This window comes from Chlamydiales bacterium, assembly GCA_031292375.1.
In the GTDB taxonomy this organism is placed as follows: Bacteria; Chlamydiota; Chlamydiia; order Chlamydiales; family VFKH01; genus JARLHF01.
Genome location: JARLHF010000044.1, coordinates 1 through 17,263, shown reverse-complemented (window position 1 = coordinate 17,263; position 17,263 = coordinate 1). Strand labels below are relative to the sequence as shown.

At 37.9% G+C, this 17,263-nt stretch carries 15 protein-coding genes; 3 read left to right on the top strand and 12 right to left on the bottom strand.

Annotation, left to right across the window (positions count from 1 at the left end; translation table 11 throughout):
* Positions 1–157: 157 nt before the first annotated feature.
* Positions 158–1,393, bottom strand: coding sequence for a hypothetical protein (locus P4L16_05615; GenBank protein ID MDR3624598.1), 1,236 nt, complete (start codon positions 1,391–1,393; stop codon positions 158–160).
* A gap of 153 nt (positions 1,394–1,546) precedes the next feature.
* On the opposite strand from P4L16_05615, the gene P4L16_05610 reads away from it, so the two are divergent.
* Both P4L16_05610 and P4L16_05605 read left to right on the top strand, forming a co-directional pair.
* Positions 1,547–2,137, top strand: a complete 591-nt coding sequence (locus P4L16_05610) for a LemA family protein (GenBank protein MDR3624597.1) — start codon at positions 1,547–1,549, stop codon at positions 2,135–2,137.
* 1 nt (position 2,138) lies between these two features.
* Entirely contained in the window at positions 2,139–3,134 is a 996-nt protein-coding gene (locus P4L16_05605) for a M48 family metallopeptidase (protein MDR3624596.1), read from the top strand.
* On the opposite strand, the gene P4L16_05600 is transcribed toward P4L16_05605, so the two are convergent.
* The 6 genes from P4L16_05600 to dprA form a co-directional block, all read right to left on the bottom strand.
* Positions 3,125–3,841 (bottom strand): outer membrane beta-barrel protein, encoded by a 717-nt coding sequence (locus tag P4L16_05600; GenBank protein ID MDR3624595.1) that lies wholly within the window; start codon positions 3,839–3,841, stop codon positions 3,125–3,127. The genes P4L16_05605 and P4L16_05600 overlap by 10 nt on opposite strands.
* A 1-nt stretch (position 3,842) precedes the next feature.
* The gene (locus P4L16_05595; GenBank protein ID MDR3624594.1) at positions 3,843–4,484 is read right to left on the bottom strand and encodes an outer membrane beta-barrel protein; all 642 of its coding nucleotides are present in this window, start codon (positions 4,482–4,484) and stop codon (positions 3,843–3,845) included.
* A gap of 173 nt (positions 4,485–4,657) precedes the next feature.
* Positions 4,658–5,380 (bottom strand): outer membrane beta-barrel protein, encoded by a 723-nt coding sequence (locus tag P4L16_05590; GenBank protein MDR3624593.1) that lies wholly within the window; start codon positions 5,378–5,380, stop codon positions 4,658–4,660.
* An 84-nt stretch (positions 5,381–5,464) separates the two neighbouring features.
* Positions 5,465–6,145, bottom strand: a complete 681-nt coding sequence (locus P4L16_05585) for a hypothetical protein (GenBank protein MDR3624592.1) — start codon at positions 6,143–6,145, stop codon at positions 5,465–5,467.
* A 74-nt stretch (positions 6,146–6,219) separates the two neighbouring features.
* Positions 6,220–8,859, bottom strand: coding sequence for a type I DNA topoisomerase (topA, locus tag P4L16_05580; GenBank protein MDR3624591.1), 2,640 nt, complete (start codon positions 8,857–8,859; stop codon positions 6,220–6,222).
* A complete protein-coding gene (dprA, locus tag P4L16_05575; GenBank protein ID MDR3624590.1) occupies positions 8,852–9,943 on the bottom strand; it encodes a DNA-processing protein DprA in 1,092 nt (363 codons plus the stop codon). The genes topA and dprA overlap by 8 nt, the downstream gene beginning before the upstream one ends.
* Before the next feature lie 57 nt (positions 9,944–10,000).
* Here dprA and P4L16_05570 point away from each other — a divergent pair, with 57 nt between their 5' ends.
* On the top strand, positions 10,001–10,804 hold the full coding sequence (locus P4L16_05570) for a hypothetical protein (protein ID MDR3624589.1): 804 nt from the start codon (positions 10,001–10,003) through the stop codon (positions 10,802–10,804).
* Here the strand turns inward: P4L16_05570 and P4L16_05565 are convergent.
* The 5 genes from P4L16_05565 to P4L16_05545 are packed head-to-tail and all read right to left on the bottom strand — an operon-like array spanning position 10,796 to position 16,962.
* A complete protein-coding gene (locus tag P4L16_05565; protein ID MDR3624588.1) occupies positions 10,796–12,022 on the bottom strand; it encodes a hypothetical protein in 1,227 nt (408 codons plus the stop codon). The two genes, P4L16_05570 and P4L16_05565, sit on opposite strands and share 9 nt — an antisense overlap.
* A 49-nt stretch (positions 12,023–12,071) precedes the next feature.
* Positions 12,072–12,590 carry a hypothetical protein gene (locus P4L16_05560; protein MDR3624587.1) on the bottom strand — a complete coding sequence of 173 codons (519 nt, stop codon included), beginning with the start codon at positions 12,588–12,590 and terminating at the stop codon, positions 12,072–12,074.
* A 27-nt stretch (positions 12,591–12,617) separates the two neighbouring features.
* On the bottom strand, positions 12,618–14,306 hold the full coding sequence (locus P4L16_05555) for a hypothetical protein (GenBank protein ID MDR3624586.1): 1,689 nt from the start codon (positions 14,304–14,306) through the stop codon (positions 12,618–12,620).
* 36 nt (positions 14,307–14,342) lie between these two features.
* Positions 14,343–15,545 (bottom strand): hypothetical protein, encoded by a 1,203-nt coding sequence (locus P4L16_05550; protein MDR3624585.1) that lies wholly within the window; start codon positions 15,543–15,545, stop codon positions 14,343–14,345.
* Between the two features lie 4 nt (positions 15,546–15,549).
* On the bottom strand, positions 15,550–16,962 hold the full coding sequence (locus P4L16_05545) for a hypothetical protein (protein ID MDR3624584.1): 1,413 nt from the start codon (positions 16,960–16,962) through the stop codon (positions 15,550–15,552).
* Positions 16,963–17,263: the final 301 nt, after the last annotated feature.

Here is a 17,263-nt window from a genome sequence, read left to right as displayed (position 1 = left end):
TGCAACGTACTCGTTGAAAACGCTATCACAAAATATACATAATAATTTTTTGCATTTTACGTTAACATGTCATTTCTATGAGAAGAATTTTCTTATAATTTCCTATTTTCTTTCGTAAAACATCCCGCTCCTAATTGCTGTTACACTATCCAATCTATCAAATTTTTTGATTAAGGGCTCTATACTGAACCAGAGTAAGTAAGTCAGTATATTTACGAGTAGGCTCAAGCATCATCACTCGAAGAACAAATGTACGATTATTCAAAAGCGCCCTAAAATACTCTGAATTTTTAATAAAAGTTTTCATCTGCTCATCACTCCAGACGCATTCCTTTCCATCATCACCATAACTATAAAGAACTCTTATGTGCTCTGGATCAATACCCTCTAGGCTTATTTTTTGTAATACATCGCTTAAAATCATCTTAGGATAGTTTTTAATTACATCTAGAAGCCATTGATTAAATTCTTTTCCATCTTGGCTAAAAACAAGTTGATAAGCTTCATTATAACGCAATAGCTCAACAACATAACGATCTCTTATCTCTTGCCTAAATAGCTCTGCAGCCCCCGAAGTAAAAAGTTTTAATCGATCTTCTTTGCTCATCTCCATAAAGTTAGCAGATTCATATTTTTCATCTAGCAACCATGAATAATCCTTCCTATTACATAAAGCCTTACTCCAATTTACTTTACCCCATTCTATCTGATCTAACACTCTGGAAAAATTAAAACTAGTGCATTTTTTCATTTGATCTAACAATTCTTTGTCAAGTCTTACACTATCTCCAAATGGCTTAAATAAAGCTTGATGAACCATATTTCGTTCAATTAATGCGTTAAAGTAGCGACTTTGCATATCTTGACTCATGTATTTAAAAGTGTGTGCATCACGTATTTTTAAAAGATTTTTTTTGCAATTAAAACACCTTTGAATCACTGCATCCCAGTAACGAGATAGCATATTTTCATCAACCTCTGAAACATCAATTTTACTAAAAAACTTTAATAGAACTTCTATACTATTTTCAAAAAAAGTTGGGTCATGAGGCTGCTGATTGTTACATTTTTCAAAATAAGCTTTTCTTTGCTCTTCTGTAAAATCGTTTGCCACTTGCGTTGGCAGAAATTTTTGAAGAAATTCTCGACTTAGTTCATTACTAATACGCGTTATAGAAATTGCTTGAATCTGTGCTTTTGATAACCATTGAATATTTTTTTCAGAAAGGTTAGGTAAGTATGCATTAATCGTTTCAACGCTACGAAATCTCTGAAAAACCAGTAGAACTAATTTACAAATCCATTCACATAAGTTATCTTCTCTCTGAAAAATGAAGAACGGTACTTGAGAAGACATTGAGGGCGATTGAATCGCAGCAGGACCACAACACATTTTACAACTCCTTTGGGTAACAAGCATCGTTATAACTTACAAATATTAATATTTTGCAAAGAATTTAGTCAAAGCGTCTTTTTATTGCATATTTGATGTTCAATCTGATACTGTGCGATTAGTCATGCAAAAACTTTAAAATAGGAACTAAAAATGATTGCACTTATCATCATTCTTGCCATCATTGTTATTATTGTACTTTGGATTTGGGGTCTTTATAACAGACTTGTATCTCTTAAAAACCAAGTAAAAAATGCTTGGAGCCAAATCGATGTACAACTACAAAGGCGCTACGACCTAATCCCCAACCTCATTGAGACTGTCAAAGGATACATGACTTATGAGAGATCTACACTAGAAGCTGTAATTAATGCTCGCAATACTGCAGCAGGAGCTCTTGACAAGCTAAGTAAAAGTGGCGGCCCTACTGAAGGCTCCATGAAAGAACTTATTGCTGCAGAGAGTACTCTAAAAGGATCTGTAGGGCAGATTTTTGCTCTTGCAGAAAACTATCCTCAATTAAAAGCAAGCGAAACCATGCAAAAATTACAAGAAGAACTAAGTTCCACAGAAAATAAGGTAGCCTTCTCAAGACAAGCTTATAACGACTGCGTTATGATCTATAACATAAGCCAGCAGCAATTTCCAGCAGTACTTTTTGCAGCAGCTTTTGGGCATAAACAAACAGATCAATTCACTGTAGATGCAGAAGAGGCAAGAAAAGCTGTCAAAGTGAAGTTCTAATATGGCAATGAACTTTTGGGAAGCGCAAAAAAAAGCTAAAGCAAGGACAGGGCTTTTTATTACGGCCTTTATCATTTTAACTTTTATTGTAGCCATACTTGCAGAAGTTGCTCTTCGCTATTTCGCTGGAGAAAATTACAATCCACCCTACCCCTACTTTGGCCTTATCTTTTTAGGCATTACATTTTTAACAGCAGGTTTTCAGTACTTTTCTTTTAGCTTATATGGGGGAAGATATGTTGCAGAGGCAGCAGGAGGAAGAGAAGTCTTTTCCGATACACGCGACCTAAAAGAGCAGCAACTAAGAAATATTGTCGAAGAAATAGCTATCGCATCTTCTGTTCCCACACCCGAAATCTTTATCATCGAATGCAGACAAATTAATGCCTTTGCAGCAGGTCTTAAAAAGGAAAAAGCTGCAATCGCTGTAACTCGAGGAGCACTCATGAGCCTCAATCGCGATGAGCTTCAAGGCGTTATTGCTCACGAATTTGGTCATTTACATAATGGAGATATGAAAGTAAGTACCAGGCTTGCTGCCATGGTAATGGGTTTTTTTATCATTTTTTATATTGGCATACGCCTTTTAGAAGGCTCATTTTTTGTTCGCGGTGGAGACAATGATCAACGAGGGGGTGGTGGCAATAGTGGTCAGCTCATCGCCCTTGCAGGACTCATCTTTATCGTTGCAGGTCTTATTACTTGGTTTGCAGGATCTGTCCTTAAGAGCTTTATCAGTAGAGAACGCGAATATTTAGCAGACGCTTGCGCCGTTCAATACACAAGAAATCCAAATGGCCTTGCAGGAGCTCTAAAAAAGATTAATCAAGCAGAGGTAAGAGATATGCCAAAATCGGGCATTGCTTACTCTCATCTTTATTTTGATGACAGATCTTTTTGGAACATGCTCTTTGCAACTCACCCTCCTATTGAAAAAAGAATTGCTGCAATTGAAGGAAAAACTTATTTTCCAGAAGAATCTGATAGTCAGAAATAAGTTACAAGGTTTGCTGAAAGAGCATCTGTATATGGAGAAACAGATGGGTCATAGCGCTTAATATAATAGCGAGTTGCATCTATGCGCAGTCCGAGCCAATCGATAAATTTATATTCGATAACAGCCCCTACATTAAAATCCATTCCAGCCTTATTACGAGAAATGGTTATATAACCGGGTGCCGAACCAAGAAGTTCAACTACTAATGGAGGGCTTGAAAGCGATCCTTTAGAGTGGTAGTAATGTATACCGGCAAGCAAAGATAAAGACAAGCCTCCAAAATGCACTGAGAATCTACTTCGTAAAGGCACTACATAATTACGATAATGACCCTTGCATACTAAAACACCATCCAGAATCCGCTCACCTACACGCTGTTTATTTAAGTCAACATATCCAAGCTCCAGTCCAAACCAAGGGATAAACTCATACCCAAGAAAAGCTTGCCAGCCCAAACTATTTGAATGATCAGCACCCTCAGTCGGTAAAAAAGGAGTACCAAGACCTACTGTCACCTCAGATGTCCTATAACGATCATCAAACAGACCTGTATGTACAATGCCTGCAAACACGTACCAAGGATCACAAGAAGAGTTGCATTGCACTTCGCAAGAATTAAATGAACATACAGGGTACGCCTCAACCGAGGCTACCCACGATAACAAACACACTGCTATAGCATAAAACACGGATATAATTCTTTTCATATTAAAAGTACGTCACTAGGTTAGCTGTAAGCGCATCTGTATAATCTGAGGCTTGATCATCATAATGCTTAATATAGTAGCGAGATAGATCTAATCGAAGACCAAGCCACTCAATAAACTTGTATTCAATAGCTGCACCAAAATTAAAATCCATTCCTGATTTAAAGCGAGAAATTACCGTAACACCATTCACACTAGAAAGAGATCCGTGAGAATTGTAATAATGAACACCAAACAGCGCAGATAGAGATAAATCACAAAAATGCATGGAGAGACTACCGCGCAAAGGTACTACATAATCACGATAATGACCCGTAACTACGTTAAAGTCTGCATCATCAGGAATATGCTCCCCTGTGCGTTGCTTAGCAAGATCTACATACCCAAGCTCGAGACCAAAACAGGGAATAAATTTATATCCAAGAAATACTTGCCAGCCCAGATTATTTACGCGATCATTGTCACCCAATATGATGCTTGATCTAGTTGCATCATAGCCATCTTGAAAAAGACCTGTATGAACAACACCTCCAAATAGATACCATGAGTTACAAGAAGAAGAATCATCTAAATATTGAGCTGAAGCTATAGATGAAAATAAGGACGCAGCTGCTATACCAAGTGTAAACAAAACGTTTTTCATGAAACACTCCTCAGGTTATCAAAATATATCCTCTGTACTCTCTGTGAGCACTGCAGTTAATTTAATCTGTACTGAAAGAAGCCCGCAGGGAGCACAGAGAAATATATATCTGAATAAGAAAGACACTTGCAAGCTTTTCTGTCTCCAGGAAAACTTGCAAGTGTCTACTAAAATTAGAAGTAAGTTACTAAGTTAGCAGATACTGCATCTGTATAGTCAGAAGACTTGGCATCATAGTGTTTAACATAATAACGAGCCATATCTACACGTAAGGCAAGCCATTCAACAAATCTGTATTCAATAGCTGCTCCCACGTTGAAATCCATTCCTGATTTAAAACGAGAAATTGTTTCTGTTCCAGCTACATTAGAAAGTGAACCATGAGAATTGTAATAATGAATTCCAAACAACGCAGACAATGACAAATCACAGAAATGCATTGAAAGGTTAGCGCGAAGAGGCACTACGTAGTCACGGTAGTGACCAGTAAGCAATACATCTGATTCATCGGGAACTTGCTCAGCTGCACGTTGTTTACTAAGATCGACATATCCAAGTTCTAGTGCAAAACAAGGAATAAATCTGTATCCAAGAAAAACTTGCCAGCCCCAATTGTTTGAGCGATTATCGGGAAGCGTACCGATTCTTACATGATCAGTGTTATATAAAGGAACATTGTAGCGATCATTAAATAAACCTGTATGAACAACCCCTGCAAATAAATACCATGGGTCACATATAGTTTCGCATGGTGCTGCACATGGGATGCATTCTGAAGCACAAGGTGCAGAGCATGGATTGCAAGAAGAATTGGTAGAGTCTAAATACTGTGCTGAAGCTACACATGGAAGCAAGCATACAAATGCCGCGCAAAACGTAAGCAGAGTTTTTTTCATAGGAAACGCCTTAATTTTAACTTTAGGGGACAAATAAAGCTGCCTAAAAGAACTTTAGGCAGCTTTGTAATATGAAGTAACTAATTAAAAATAAGTTACTAAGTTAGCAGTAACTGCATCTGTATAATCTGAAGATTGATCATCATAATGCTTGATATAGTAGCGAGACATATCTAAGCGAAGACCAAGCCATTCAACGAATCTGTACTCGATAGCTGCACCGAAGTTAAAATCCATTCCAGATTTAAAGCGAGAAATTGTTGTAGTTCCATCCACGCTTGAAAGTTTTCCATGTGAATTGTAGTAGTGAACGCCAAACAATGCAGATAGTGACAAATCACAGAAATTCAATGAGAAGTTTCCACGAAGAGGTACTACATAATCACGATAGTGACCGTTAACTAAGTTAAACGCTGTGTCATCAGGAATATGCTCACCCGCACGTTGTTTGCTAAGATCAACATATCCAAGCTCTAGACCAAAACAAGGAATGAACTTGTATCCAAGGAATACTTGCCAGCCCAAATTATTTGTGCGATCATTGCTATACAAAGTAGCACCAGATCTAGTTGCATCATAACGATCTTGGAAAAGACCTGTATGAACAACACCTGCAAACAGGTACCATGGGTCACATGGAGGACTTTGTTCTAGGAATGGTGGTGGTGAGCATGGACCACAGCCAGCATTTGAATACTGAGCTGAAGCTACACATGGAAGTAAGAATCCAAGTGCTGCACAAAGTGCTAATAATGTTTTTTTCATAAAAGACGCCTTTTTAAGGTTGTTTGTGAAATTACTGGGATCTTCACAAATGGTGCAATTTATTTCAAGTAAATTTACTCAATTTTTTTCATATGCGAAGAAATTAATCCGGGAAGCTTAAACATATCTATAGGCTCTGAAGAACTAAATAGACCGCTCAATGCCTTGTCAGGGTTAATTTGCCTTTTATTAGAGGAATCTTGCAAATTGTGTTTTTTAATGTATTCCCACAATTTTTTTAAAACTTCTTGTCTTGGCATCTCACTAGACCCAACAATTTTTGCAAGATCAGCAGACAATGCAAGAGATGGCATGACACGCACCTTTTTAGGTTTTTCTACATCTGATTTCTTTGCAACTTTTTTTACGCCCGTTTTAGTTGCTTTAGATTTAGTCGCACTAGACTTTGTTATAGAGGCCTTTGAAGCAGTTTTTGTTTTTTTTGCAAATCCCTTTTTCTCCTTTTTAACATAAGGAGTTCTTTCATAATTCTGATACTTAGATTCTAATAATTCCAAAGAGTTAGCAATCACGTCACACTCTGGAAAAGTAGAGCAAGAAAAGAAAATTTTTCCAAAGCGCGACTTTCTTGCTACAATGTGTCCTGGGCACCCAATTGCAGGGCACTTAGGAAGGTCTGACTCTGCAATGAGCGCTTCTCCTTTTTTAGGAATATTAACAATTCCCTTACATTCTGGATAACGCGTACAACCAAGAAAAGCGCCATACCTACCATGCCGAAGCTTCATAGGGGATGTACACACGGGACATGGCTGTTCCCAATTAAAATCCTCTGCATAATCTTGTTTATTGAAGGTAAGCTCTTCAGCTGTTGCTGAGTAATCACAATCTGGATAACGAGAGCATCCATAAAAGTACTTAGAATGCGCCCATATTTTTTGTAACTTTGAACCACATTTTGGACAATCGATGTCGGTCATTACCTTTGGCACAAAAGCTTCCTTCTCAGCAAGCTCAATCGTTGGAATAAAAACAGCCCAAAAATCACGAATCAAAGCCTTCCAATCTTTTTCCTTATCTGCAACGCGCTCTAAATCATTCTCCATTTCGGCAGTAAATCCAATATTCATCACTTGTTGAAAATTAGCTTCCAACATCTCTGCAATTACTCTACCAAGATCTGTTGGCTTAAGCCTCTGATTTTCCTTCACCGTGTAATCACGGCTCTGTATCTTGTTCATGATAGCCGTATAGGTAGAGGGCCTTCCAATACCTAATTTTTCTAATTCTTTGATAAGGGATGCCTCAGAAAAGCGAGGAGGCGGCTTTGTAAAAGATTGTTCCGATAAGATATCTTGAAGATGCAATTTTTGGTTATCTACAAGAGGAGGCAGCGTCTTATTTTCTTCATCTTTACTATCCTCATCCTCCTTCTCTTCATAAACGGCTAAAAACCCAGCAAACTTCATCGTAGAGCCAGTTGCTCTAAATAACATATCCTTATCCGTTTCAACATCGGCAGAGACTGTATCATAAACTGCTGGCATCATTTGGGAGGCAATAAAGCGCTTCCAAATCAAATCATACAAATGAAATTGATCTTTAGTTAAAAATTTACGAATTTTTTCTGGAGGATGGTTCAAATTTGTTGGACGAATAGCTTCGTGTGCATCTTGCGCGCTCTTTTTACTTGCATACACTTTTGCATCTTCTGGCAAATACTCTTTACCAAAACGCTCTAAGATATAACTACGAGCCTCTTGCAAAGCCTCTGGAGATAAGCGCACAGAATCTGTACGCATGTAGGTAATTAACCCCTCTTCCCCCTCTTCACCCATATCAATACCTTCATAAAGCTCTTGAGCAATCTTCATTGTTCTAGAAGAAGAAAAGCCATGGTGCCTACTTGCTTCTTGCTGCAAAGTAGATGTAATGAAAGGAGGAACAGGGTTTCTCTTCTTTTCTTTCTTTTCAACACGTGTAACTGTATAAGTTGCTCCATGAAGCTTTTGAAGTAAATGTTCTGCTTTATCCTTACTAGAAATAAGGTAGTAATCTTTTCCATCGACAGCTTCTTTTTCTACACGCCTGCCATCGACAGAATGAAGATAAGCTGTAAAGGCGCGCTCCTCCTTACCTGTTTTCAAAAGCGCTGTAATATTCCAGTATTCAACTGGCTTAAAGGCTTCTATTTCCTTTTCTCGATCTACAACGAGTTTTAAAGCAACAGATTGCACTCTTCCAGCAGAAACAAAGCCACCACTTGCACCCTTTCCTCTCTGCACTCTTCTATTCAAAAGAGGAGAGATTTTATAACCTACAATACGATCAAGAAGGCGTCTTGCTTGTTGCGCATTCACAAGAGCTGTATCAATTTGAGTTGGATGAGCAAGAGCATTTAAGACAGACTCTTTGGTAATCGCATTAAAAGAGGCTCTTTTTATATTTGTATTTTTTGGCAAAATGGATGCAATGTGCCATGCAATTGCCTCTCCCTCTCTATCAGGGTCTGGAGAGAGGTATACAGTGTCACAAAGCTTTGCTGCTTTCTTGAGCTTTTCAATCACATCCCTCTTCTCTGGCATTGTCACATATTCTGGCTCAAAGTCATTTTCAACATCGATACCAAACCCTTTTACAGGCAAGTCTCTGATGTGACCAAGCGAAGACTCAAATATGTAGTCAGGACCAAGAAATTTTTTTAATGTCTTAATTTTTGTGGGAGATTCCACAATGATTAATTTTTTACCCATTCAACGGCTCTCGTACTTTATAAATTTTACCAGGAAATTCTTTTATTATATTCTTTAACACTAATCCCATTAATAGGACATTTAATTTGGAAATATTAAAATTTGTTTTTAATGCAAGCTCTTCTATAGAGATTTCTTGCAAAGGCATTTGTTGCAAAAGAGTCTTTTCTTCACCATTTACTTCTGTCCGCAATATTCTTTCTTTTACGGGTTTAAAACAACCAAAAGCAAGAGCAATATCTTCTGCTCCCTCAATGAGTTTTGCTTTTCCTTGCTTAATTAGATGATGATTTCCTTTAAAATTTTCATCATCTACCCTTCCTGGGAGCGCAAAAAGAGATCTTTTCTGATCATATGCCAAATTCATTGTAATCATTGCACCACTCTTTATAGGAGCTTCTATCAAAACAGATGCAAGACTCATAGCGCTCACAATACGGTTGCGCCTTGGGAAATGCTCTTTGGCAGGAGGAAAAAATGTAGGATATTCACTGATAAGTACGCCCTTTTCACTAATTTTTCTTGCAAGCTGCACATTTTCTGTAGGATAAATATGCGCAAGCCCAGATCCAATAACTGCTATCGTTCTTCCCCTCTCTAAAGCCCCTCTATGAGCGCTTGTATCAATTCCTCTTGCAAGGCCACTTGTAACAGAAAAGCCATAATCAGTAAGCTCTCTTGCAATTTTTTCTGCCGTCTCAGCGCCATAAATTGTATGGTTTCTTGTCCCAACAACAGCTATATTCCTATCATCCTCTTCAAGAAATTCACCCTTTATATAAAGAAGAGCTGGCGCATCATGCAACTGTAAGAGGCGCTTTGGGTATCTTGCATCTTGAAAGGATAAAAGAGTCAACCCCATCTTTTTTGAAAGCTCTAAATCCCTCTCTACATTTTCTTTCTTTGGCCCCTCTTCTATCTTTGCGCAAACATTGGGGCCAAACCCTGGAAGCTGCATCCATTCATTATAAGATGCTTGAAATACACCAGAAGCAGATCCAAACTTCTTAACTAATTCACGGATCTTAACAGGACCAAGTAAAGGTATATGTGTCAATGCAACAAGAGCTTCTAATTCGTTCAAAAAAAATCCAATAACTGTACAATAAGGAGCCGTTATCATGAAAACCTTAAAGAAAAAATGCAATTAGAATATTTAGATCTAAATAAAAGAGGACTCATACCAGGTCCCTCAGAAAATGCTGAAACATTTAAAAACCGTGTTTCTACAACTCTTCTTTTAAAAAAAGAATTAACAGAAAAAAAAGAAGCACTACCCATCGAGGGTAATTCTTTTGAAGAAGCTTTAACTATTACAGAACAACTCTATGATATAAGACCTGATTGGCTTCCTGCTTTCTACTCTAATAAGGGTCTTATGTTCTTTGAAGGGGGGGCTACTTGGATTACTAAAGAGGGCCTTCCTCTTATTCATTTAAGATCCTCTTTTAAAAAAAAGAAATGCCTTCTTGGAATCTATCATGAAAAGGAGTTACTTGCGCACGAAATGATCCATGCAACAAGATCGGCCTTTTCAGAGCCTATTTTTGAAGAATTTTTTGCCTATAAAACATCCAACAAGTCTTATCGTGCCTTTTTAGGAACACTTCTCAGATCCCCCATGGAAGCTTATCTTTTTCTTGGAACGCTTTGGCTCTCTTGTATTTTTCTATTTTTTGGATTTCTTGAGCCAATGCTTTTACCCCTTGGCTTAGTAAGTTTTGCCCTTATAAGAAGCATAAAATGTAAAAACGCTTACAACAAAGCCAAGATGGCATTAATGCAGATCTTCAAAGAAGAAAAAACAGTAAATGCCATCTTATTTCGCTTAACAGATAAAGAAATTCTCTTATTTTCCAAAATTTCTTCTACAAAAATCCTCTCTTACATCATAAAAGAGCCCTCTTTGCGCTGGCAAATCATGCGAGCTTTCTATCTACACTGATTTGCGCCAACGATTAAATACAGTCGAACTAAAGTCCTCAGGAGGCTTTGTCGAAGTAGAACGCCTAGCCTTATGGCAGTGCTCTTGTGGGTTATACTCTGTATAAGCATACCAGCAATCTGCTTGTAATTGCGCTAAAATCTCTTCGCCAAGTTGCGGTTCTTGAATATGACAGGAGATGTCTTCGTCGGCATAGATAACACACTCCTTTGGCAACTGCAAAAGCATAGAAGCTGAAAGCTTTAGATTAGGACATTGATGCATAACCAAAATGCGCAAATTTGGCAGGTTTAAAATGGAGTTTGGCAATGATTGCAATCCCTTACTACCACTAACAAACAATATTTCTAATCTTTCAAAAATAGATAAATTAAAAAGATCTGGTAAGCTTGGAGCCTCGTCTACATCAAGGTGCAACATGTTCTTATCTGAAATTGCAAATTTCTCAATACTGCTTTTAACAGCTATTGGCAAAAACATTGCGTCCCCTATACTGCGCGCCCAAGCATCTACTATTTCTCTTGTTTGCGCATGAGTACGTTGTACAATCTCTATATATCTAGCATAGGCATGCGTAAAATGACTTTCCACAGAACTAGGAAGCATTATAACCTTTCCTTCGTGCATAGTTGGATAGGTTAAGGGCAATGTTGGCAAAGCTTTTGTTAAACCATCATAGCGCTTTTTAAGTAGATCTTTATCCCTACTAGCAACTCGAGGTTCTGAAATGACAAGTCTTGATGTACTAGCCCCCCCTACACCAAATGATGCAAGATTCGCAATTCCCATGGTCGATGATGTAGCTGGTTGTTGCATAGCTAAAGGCGGTAATGTAGCTGGCTGCGATATTATCGGGGCTTGATATGGGGCTGAGGACTGTAATGGTTGAGGCGTGATGGCTAAACTTCCTACCCCCACATTCCCTATTGCAGAAGCTAAAAAAGATGGTTGCTGCACAGCAGCTACATATCCCGAAGTAGAGCAAGAAGCGCTCGCTGCCGCTTGCTGCTGCGCATGCACTGCATTTGTATATGCCTGGGAAACTGCCTGAAAATGCTCAGGAGAAGCCTGTGGTATACGCCCCTCTCTAATTTGTACCATTAAAAAATAGGTATAACCAACCTCATCCTTAGATACCGCATCACCAAGGTATGACTGATAAAGATTATCGATATTACTATAATAATGATTTACTACACTCATAGGATCAAAACTCATAACTTAACTCCTTAAATTCAAATAATTTTTAATTATTAATCTAAATGCTCTATTCTGTATTGCCTGTACCAGATGCAAAATCCATTGCAACTGGAGGAGGCTGCTCTATTACAGACAGATCTTCTATTGTACATTCACTCTCTTCCATATCGCCTATACCAGATGCAAGGCCCATCGTAACCAAAGGAAGTTGTAATATACGACTTAAAAGCTCATTAGAGATATGAGCTATTATATCTCTGGAATCGTTAGTATGGGCATCCATAGCTTTAACTATTTTATTTTCCAGTACACTCTGATCTATTACAACCAGTTGCAATGCCACTGAAGGTTTATGAGAGACCAAAAGTTGTGTTACTTGCAGCCCAGTACTCGTTACATCTTCTTGGAAACTTACCGGAGAACATCTGGGAAAACTCCGTACACACCCATTCCTGATTTGTTCCTCTGAGAAACAGGCATAGCCAACACAATCCTTGGATATACTATCAATAGAGCATGCATCATAAAGGCCTTCGAAAGCTCCACAAAAACTCTTTACTGCACCATTTGCAGGATTGATACTCACAACGCTACCCTCTTAAATTCAATAAAACTAAGACCCAGTTCTTAGTGATTCCACAACTACTTGAGACTCACGATCAACATGAATTATGAGGCGAGCGCGTTGCGAATGTGTTAATACAATCTTCAGATTAGGGCATCCTTTTGCATTTATTTCCTGTAATTTTGGAAGTGCAAGAACAGAATCTGGCAGTGATTTCAATTCTGAATTACCACTAATATTTAATACTTCTACTCTATCGCAAATACACTGTAATTTAAAGAGATCTGGTATGCTTGTATGCCGACCTACTTGAAGAGGCAAGACACTTACCCCTTCCAACCGTGTAAATATTTCTGTGGTTTTCTTAATAGCATTCCATACTTCTTCATCTACTTTACCACCCATTTCTTGTTTCCAAAGCTGCAGCAAAGCAGCTGGTTCATCACTACCAACAGCAACAAGAGATGCAACAGAAGCAGGTAGCTGCTCCGTTACAGACAGATCTTCTTGCTGCATTGCACACAAGTGCTTTTCTGTATTAGCTGTGCCAATACTAGATGCAAGACTAACTGAAGGAAGTTGTAATGCACGTAGCAGTGATGTTAAACGGGAAACGCTTATCTTTATTTGCAGTTTTGCGTAAAATGCATTTGCACGCGCTTGAAAAATTTTCCGAGAGTCCTCACAAAGAGGATTAAAAGACGTAGCATCTATTTGCATCATTAAAGAATTCATGCGACTTAAAAGATCATCAAAACCATAATTATCTTTTAATAGTGCAGCATTAAGATCTGAAAAAATATTGCTGTTATAACAACTTACCTCGTTCATGGAATGGACAGGACTTACACTCTCAGCTAAGCAAAAAGTATCCTCTATTACTCGTGGCTTTTTTTGATACTCAGCTGCATATATCTGCAAAATTTCCTGAAAGTGCTCGAAAGGCAGGTTTAGGCCATTATCATTTATTTGCGTCATTAAAAAATCAATACGATTTAAAATATCACCAGTGACATGAGCATCTAAAACTGCAACTATCCCCGCTGAAACTTGATCTATTCTCATTGATGGTGCTGAAAGTGCAGCATAAAGGGCCGAACCAACGCTCTTATTATAATAATGACTTATTATATTCAAGAACGTATCAGAAGCAGGTAGATTTTCCTGTCGTATTGTACGCACGCCTTCTATATTAACTGCACTTACACCAGATGCAAGGCCCATTACAAATGGAGAAGGCTGTAATGTAGGTGGTTGTGATATTGAACGAGAAGCAGGTGTTTTTATCTGCATCATTAGAGGATCAATACGACTTAAAAGATTGCAAGAAATTTGAGCATCTAACACCCTATTAAAGCTCAAAACAATACTCTCATTATAATAACAATCTACTATATCCATGAAATTGTTAGCTATACCCGCTGATGATGCGGTATCTTGTAATTCTGCAGGCGATACTCGTAAACTATGTGTGCTATTGATACTTAATGCATGACCATTATTTTCAACAAGAGTTGCTGGACCTGTTGTAGCTGGGTGCAATACCACTAGAGGTTGATGAGAAGCCAAAGGTCGTATTACGTGCCCCTGCGCGTTCATTACATGTGCATATATCTGGGAAATTACCCGAGGACGCCCATCTCTGATTTGCTCTGCTGAATTAGAGCATACATCATAAAGGCCTTCGGTAGCTCCACAAAAACCCTTTACCACATTATTTTCAAGATGGATACTCACAACTTAACTCCTTAAATTCAAATAATTTTTATGATTTTAAAAACACTCTATGTCACGATCCGCATAAATGAAAAATGTTGGCGGCAATCTTGAAAGCATTTCTGCTGAAAGCTTTAGTTTAGGACATCTACTTATATCTATGCTTTGTAAAGCTGAAAGACAAAAAAGAGAGTTGGGCAATGATTCTAATTCTGAGTTACCACTAACATCTAAATGTTTTAATCTATTTGAAATAGATAGTAATTCAAAAACGTCTGGTAAACTTTTATGTTCCCCTACTGCAAAAACTAACTTTTCTACTTGCGACTTTATAAATGAAACAACATTCCTTTGGATAGAATCCAATAAATCTGGGGCTATTATATCTATTTCTTTTCCGCTCCAAATACTCAACACTTGATCCAGTTTTATAATATCTATATTTGCATGGGGCAGGCCAGATTGTGGAAAAAATACAAACGGAAGATCAGCTTTTGGTGGCTTTACAACTACTATTTGAGACTCGCAATCAACAAGGATTATAAGACGTTTGCGTTGCGAATGTGTTAATACAATCTTCAAATTAGGAGATCTTCTTGCATCGATTACCTCTAATTTTGGAAGTGTAAGAACAGAATCTGGCAGTGATTTCAATTCTGAATTATCACTAATATTTAATACTTCTACTCTATCGTAAATACGCGGTAATTTAAAGAGATCTGGTATGCTTGTATGCCGATCTACTTGAAGAGGCAAGACACTTACCCCTTCCAACCGTGTAAATATTTCTGTAGTTTTCTTAATAGCATTCCACACCTCTTTATCTACTTTACCACCCATTTCTCTTTTCCAAAGCTGCAGTGCTTCATCTGACTGCAGCACTACAGCTGGTTCATCACTATCAATAGTAACGGGGGGTGCATCAAAAGTAAGTAGCGACGCTGACTGTTCTGTTACAGGCACAGGTAGACATTCTTGCTGTATTGCACAAATGCGCCCCCTTGCTGAATAGGGCGACTTTGAACAAGAAGCACTTGGCGCCACTTGCGACTTTTCAGTAAATGCTATACAAACTGCCAGCATATCATACTCTGAGAGAAGCTGAACAGATCCTCTACTTATTTCCTGTATTAAAAAATCAACAGAACCCAGATCTCCCTCATAGGAACACTTATGCCCTGAAAACTTTTTCAAAAGACCTGGGCAGTTCGCATAATAACGATACACCACCTGCATAGCATCGACAGGATTGATACTCATAATCCTAGTTCCCTAACCTAACATAGCTGCTTTGTGGAGGAGATGTAAAAAACCAATTTGCTCTTAACTCCATACAAAGAGCTTGATCCTTTGCTTCTTCTGCCGAAAGATACTCTTTGACATCACGATCTGCATAAATTTTACATGTTATTGGTAATGCCAAAAGCACTGATTTTGAAAGCTTTAAACTCTTACAGTCTCTTATATTTATACTTTGCAATGAAAGTTTTAAAAGAGAATCGGGCAATGATTCCAAATTTAAATTACCACTAACATCTACATGTTTTAAATTGAATAGCCCTCCAAAAATATTTGGCATACTTTTGTGTTCGCCTATAGCAAGAGCTAAACTGTCTTCTTCCGACTCTTGAAATGATATAACACCTTTTCGAACAGAGCTCCACAGCTTAGCCTCTATCTCGCCCTCTTTAACTTCCCATTGCCTTAGCAAGTCATCCAGGAGTATATAATCTAAACCACTCCTGCCTTGATTACTTGCCCTAGTAGTGAATGCGTAATGTGGTTGCAAAGGTACACGATATAAACCTCCTGTGGCGCTATCAAATACAACATTAGAAGCTCTGTTTACTGGCTCTGTAATCGTTGCTATTTGATTATTGTTATCCACCATGATTGTAATATGGTTGCGTTGCGACCACGTTACTGCAATCTCTAAATTGGGGCATCCTCTTGCGTCTATCTCTTTTAAGTTTGGACATGCCCAAATGGAATCAGGCAGGTACTGCAATGTTAAATTATCACGAATACCTAACATCACTATTCTGTCGCGAATACATGGTAAACTAAAAATGTCTGGAAAACTTTTGACGTTATATATCTGTAATCTTAAAGTTGTCCTTTCCGATTTTATAAAGCCTTCGAGTTGCTCCCAAATGCCACCATCCACCAGTTCTTCCTTGTTCTCAGGGCTCTGTGCTTCCCAAGATGATAGCACTTGCTGCAACTGTTGCAATGCACTGTCTATTAACAACTTATCACTATCAGAAGATACAGAAACGCGTGGTAATACAGGCTGTAAACTACTTTCAGCAATATCATCTGATGTAGGTTGTACAATCTCAATAACTCTAGGTTGCTCTGGCATTTGTGATGTTGCAGGTAAGTGCTGTTGCTGAATCCCTTGAATTCTATTTAAGACTTCTGTAAAAACAGAAATGTCTAATGACACGGTTTCTTGTAAAGCACTTGGATCAGAGCTTTGTACTGAGGGATTACATCCTACTATTAATGTAGTAATAAAATTTATACGGTTTTGGAAAGAATCTTCAAGAGAACCTTGCTCAGAACTTACGTTACGATACCGATTATATAGCGTAGATACGCCATCTAGATTAAATATATAATTTGCTACTGCAACTACATCTGGATGATTAATATCATTGTTCAAACTACTCATAATCTTAAACTCCTTAATTTTAATAATAAATACTTTTACCGAGTGTACTTGACTATTATTAATATAAGATAAATTTTTTATTAATTTCTCTTGAAGTTAAGCATGAGTCACGCTAAAAAGTTATACACAAGCTAATTCTTGAACTTGTTTGTGTGTAAATAACGTCAGCTCGATTTTTAACTAGGTTATTGTTAACAACTTAAGCTCTTGTTCATTAAAATTTAAAGCTGGTTTTTTGGGTTGTAATGTATAAGCAATTAACCCTGCAAATATATTAACAATGAAGTTAATAGGGCTTTGA

Excerpts from the sequence above, each read along its gene's own strand:
- topA (MDR3624591.1), bottom strand. The coding sequence starts at position 8,859 with ATGGGTAAAAAATTAATCATTGTGGAATCTCCCACAAAAATTAAGACA.
- P4L16_05590 (MDR3624593.1), bottom strand. The coding sequence starts at position 5,380 with ATGAAAAAAACTCTGCTTACGTTTTGCGCGGCATTTGTATGCTTGCTT.
- P4L16_05585 (MDR3624592.1), bottom strand. The coding sequence starts at position 6,145 with ATGAAAAAAACATTATTAGCACTTTGTGCAGCACTTGGATTCTTACTT.
- P4L16_05565 (MDR3624588.1), bottom strand. The coding sequence starts at position 12,022 with ATGAGTTTTGATCCTATGAGTGTAGTAAATCATTATTATAGTAATATC.
- P4L16_05545 (MDR3624584.1), bottom strand. The coding sequence starts at position 16,962 with ATGAGTAGTTTGAACAATGATATTAATCATCCAGATGTAGTTGCAGTA.
- P4L16_05615 (MDR3624598.1), bottom strand. The coding sequence starts at position 1,393 with ATGTGTTGTGGTCCTGCTGCGATTCAATCGCCCTCAATGTCTTCTCAA.
- P4L16_05610 (MDR3624597.1), top strand. The coding sequence starts at position 1,547 with ATGATTGCACTTATCATCATTCTTGCCATCATTGTTATTATTGTACTT.
- P4L16_05570 (MDR3624589.1), top strand. The coding sequence starts at position 10,001 with ATGCAATTAGAATATTTAGATCTAAATAAAAGAGGACTCATACCAGGT.
- P4L16_05550 (MDR3624585.1), bottom strand. The coding sequence starts at position 15,545 with ATGAGTATCAATCCTGTCGATGCTATGCAGGTGGTGTATCGTTATTAT.
- P4L16_05595 (MDR3624594.1), bottom strand. The coding sequence starts at position 4,484 with ATGAAAAACGTTTTGTTTACACTTGGTATAGCAGCTGCGTCCTTATTT.
- P4L16_05600 (MDR3624595.1), bottom strand. The coding sequence starts at position 3,841 with ATGAAAAGAATTATATCCGTGTTTTATGCTATAGCAGTGTGTTTGTTA.
- P4L16_05605 (MDR3624596.1), top strand. The coding sequence starts at position 2,139 with ATGGCAATGAACTTTTGGGAAGCGCAAAAAAAAGCTAAAGCAAGGACA.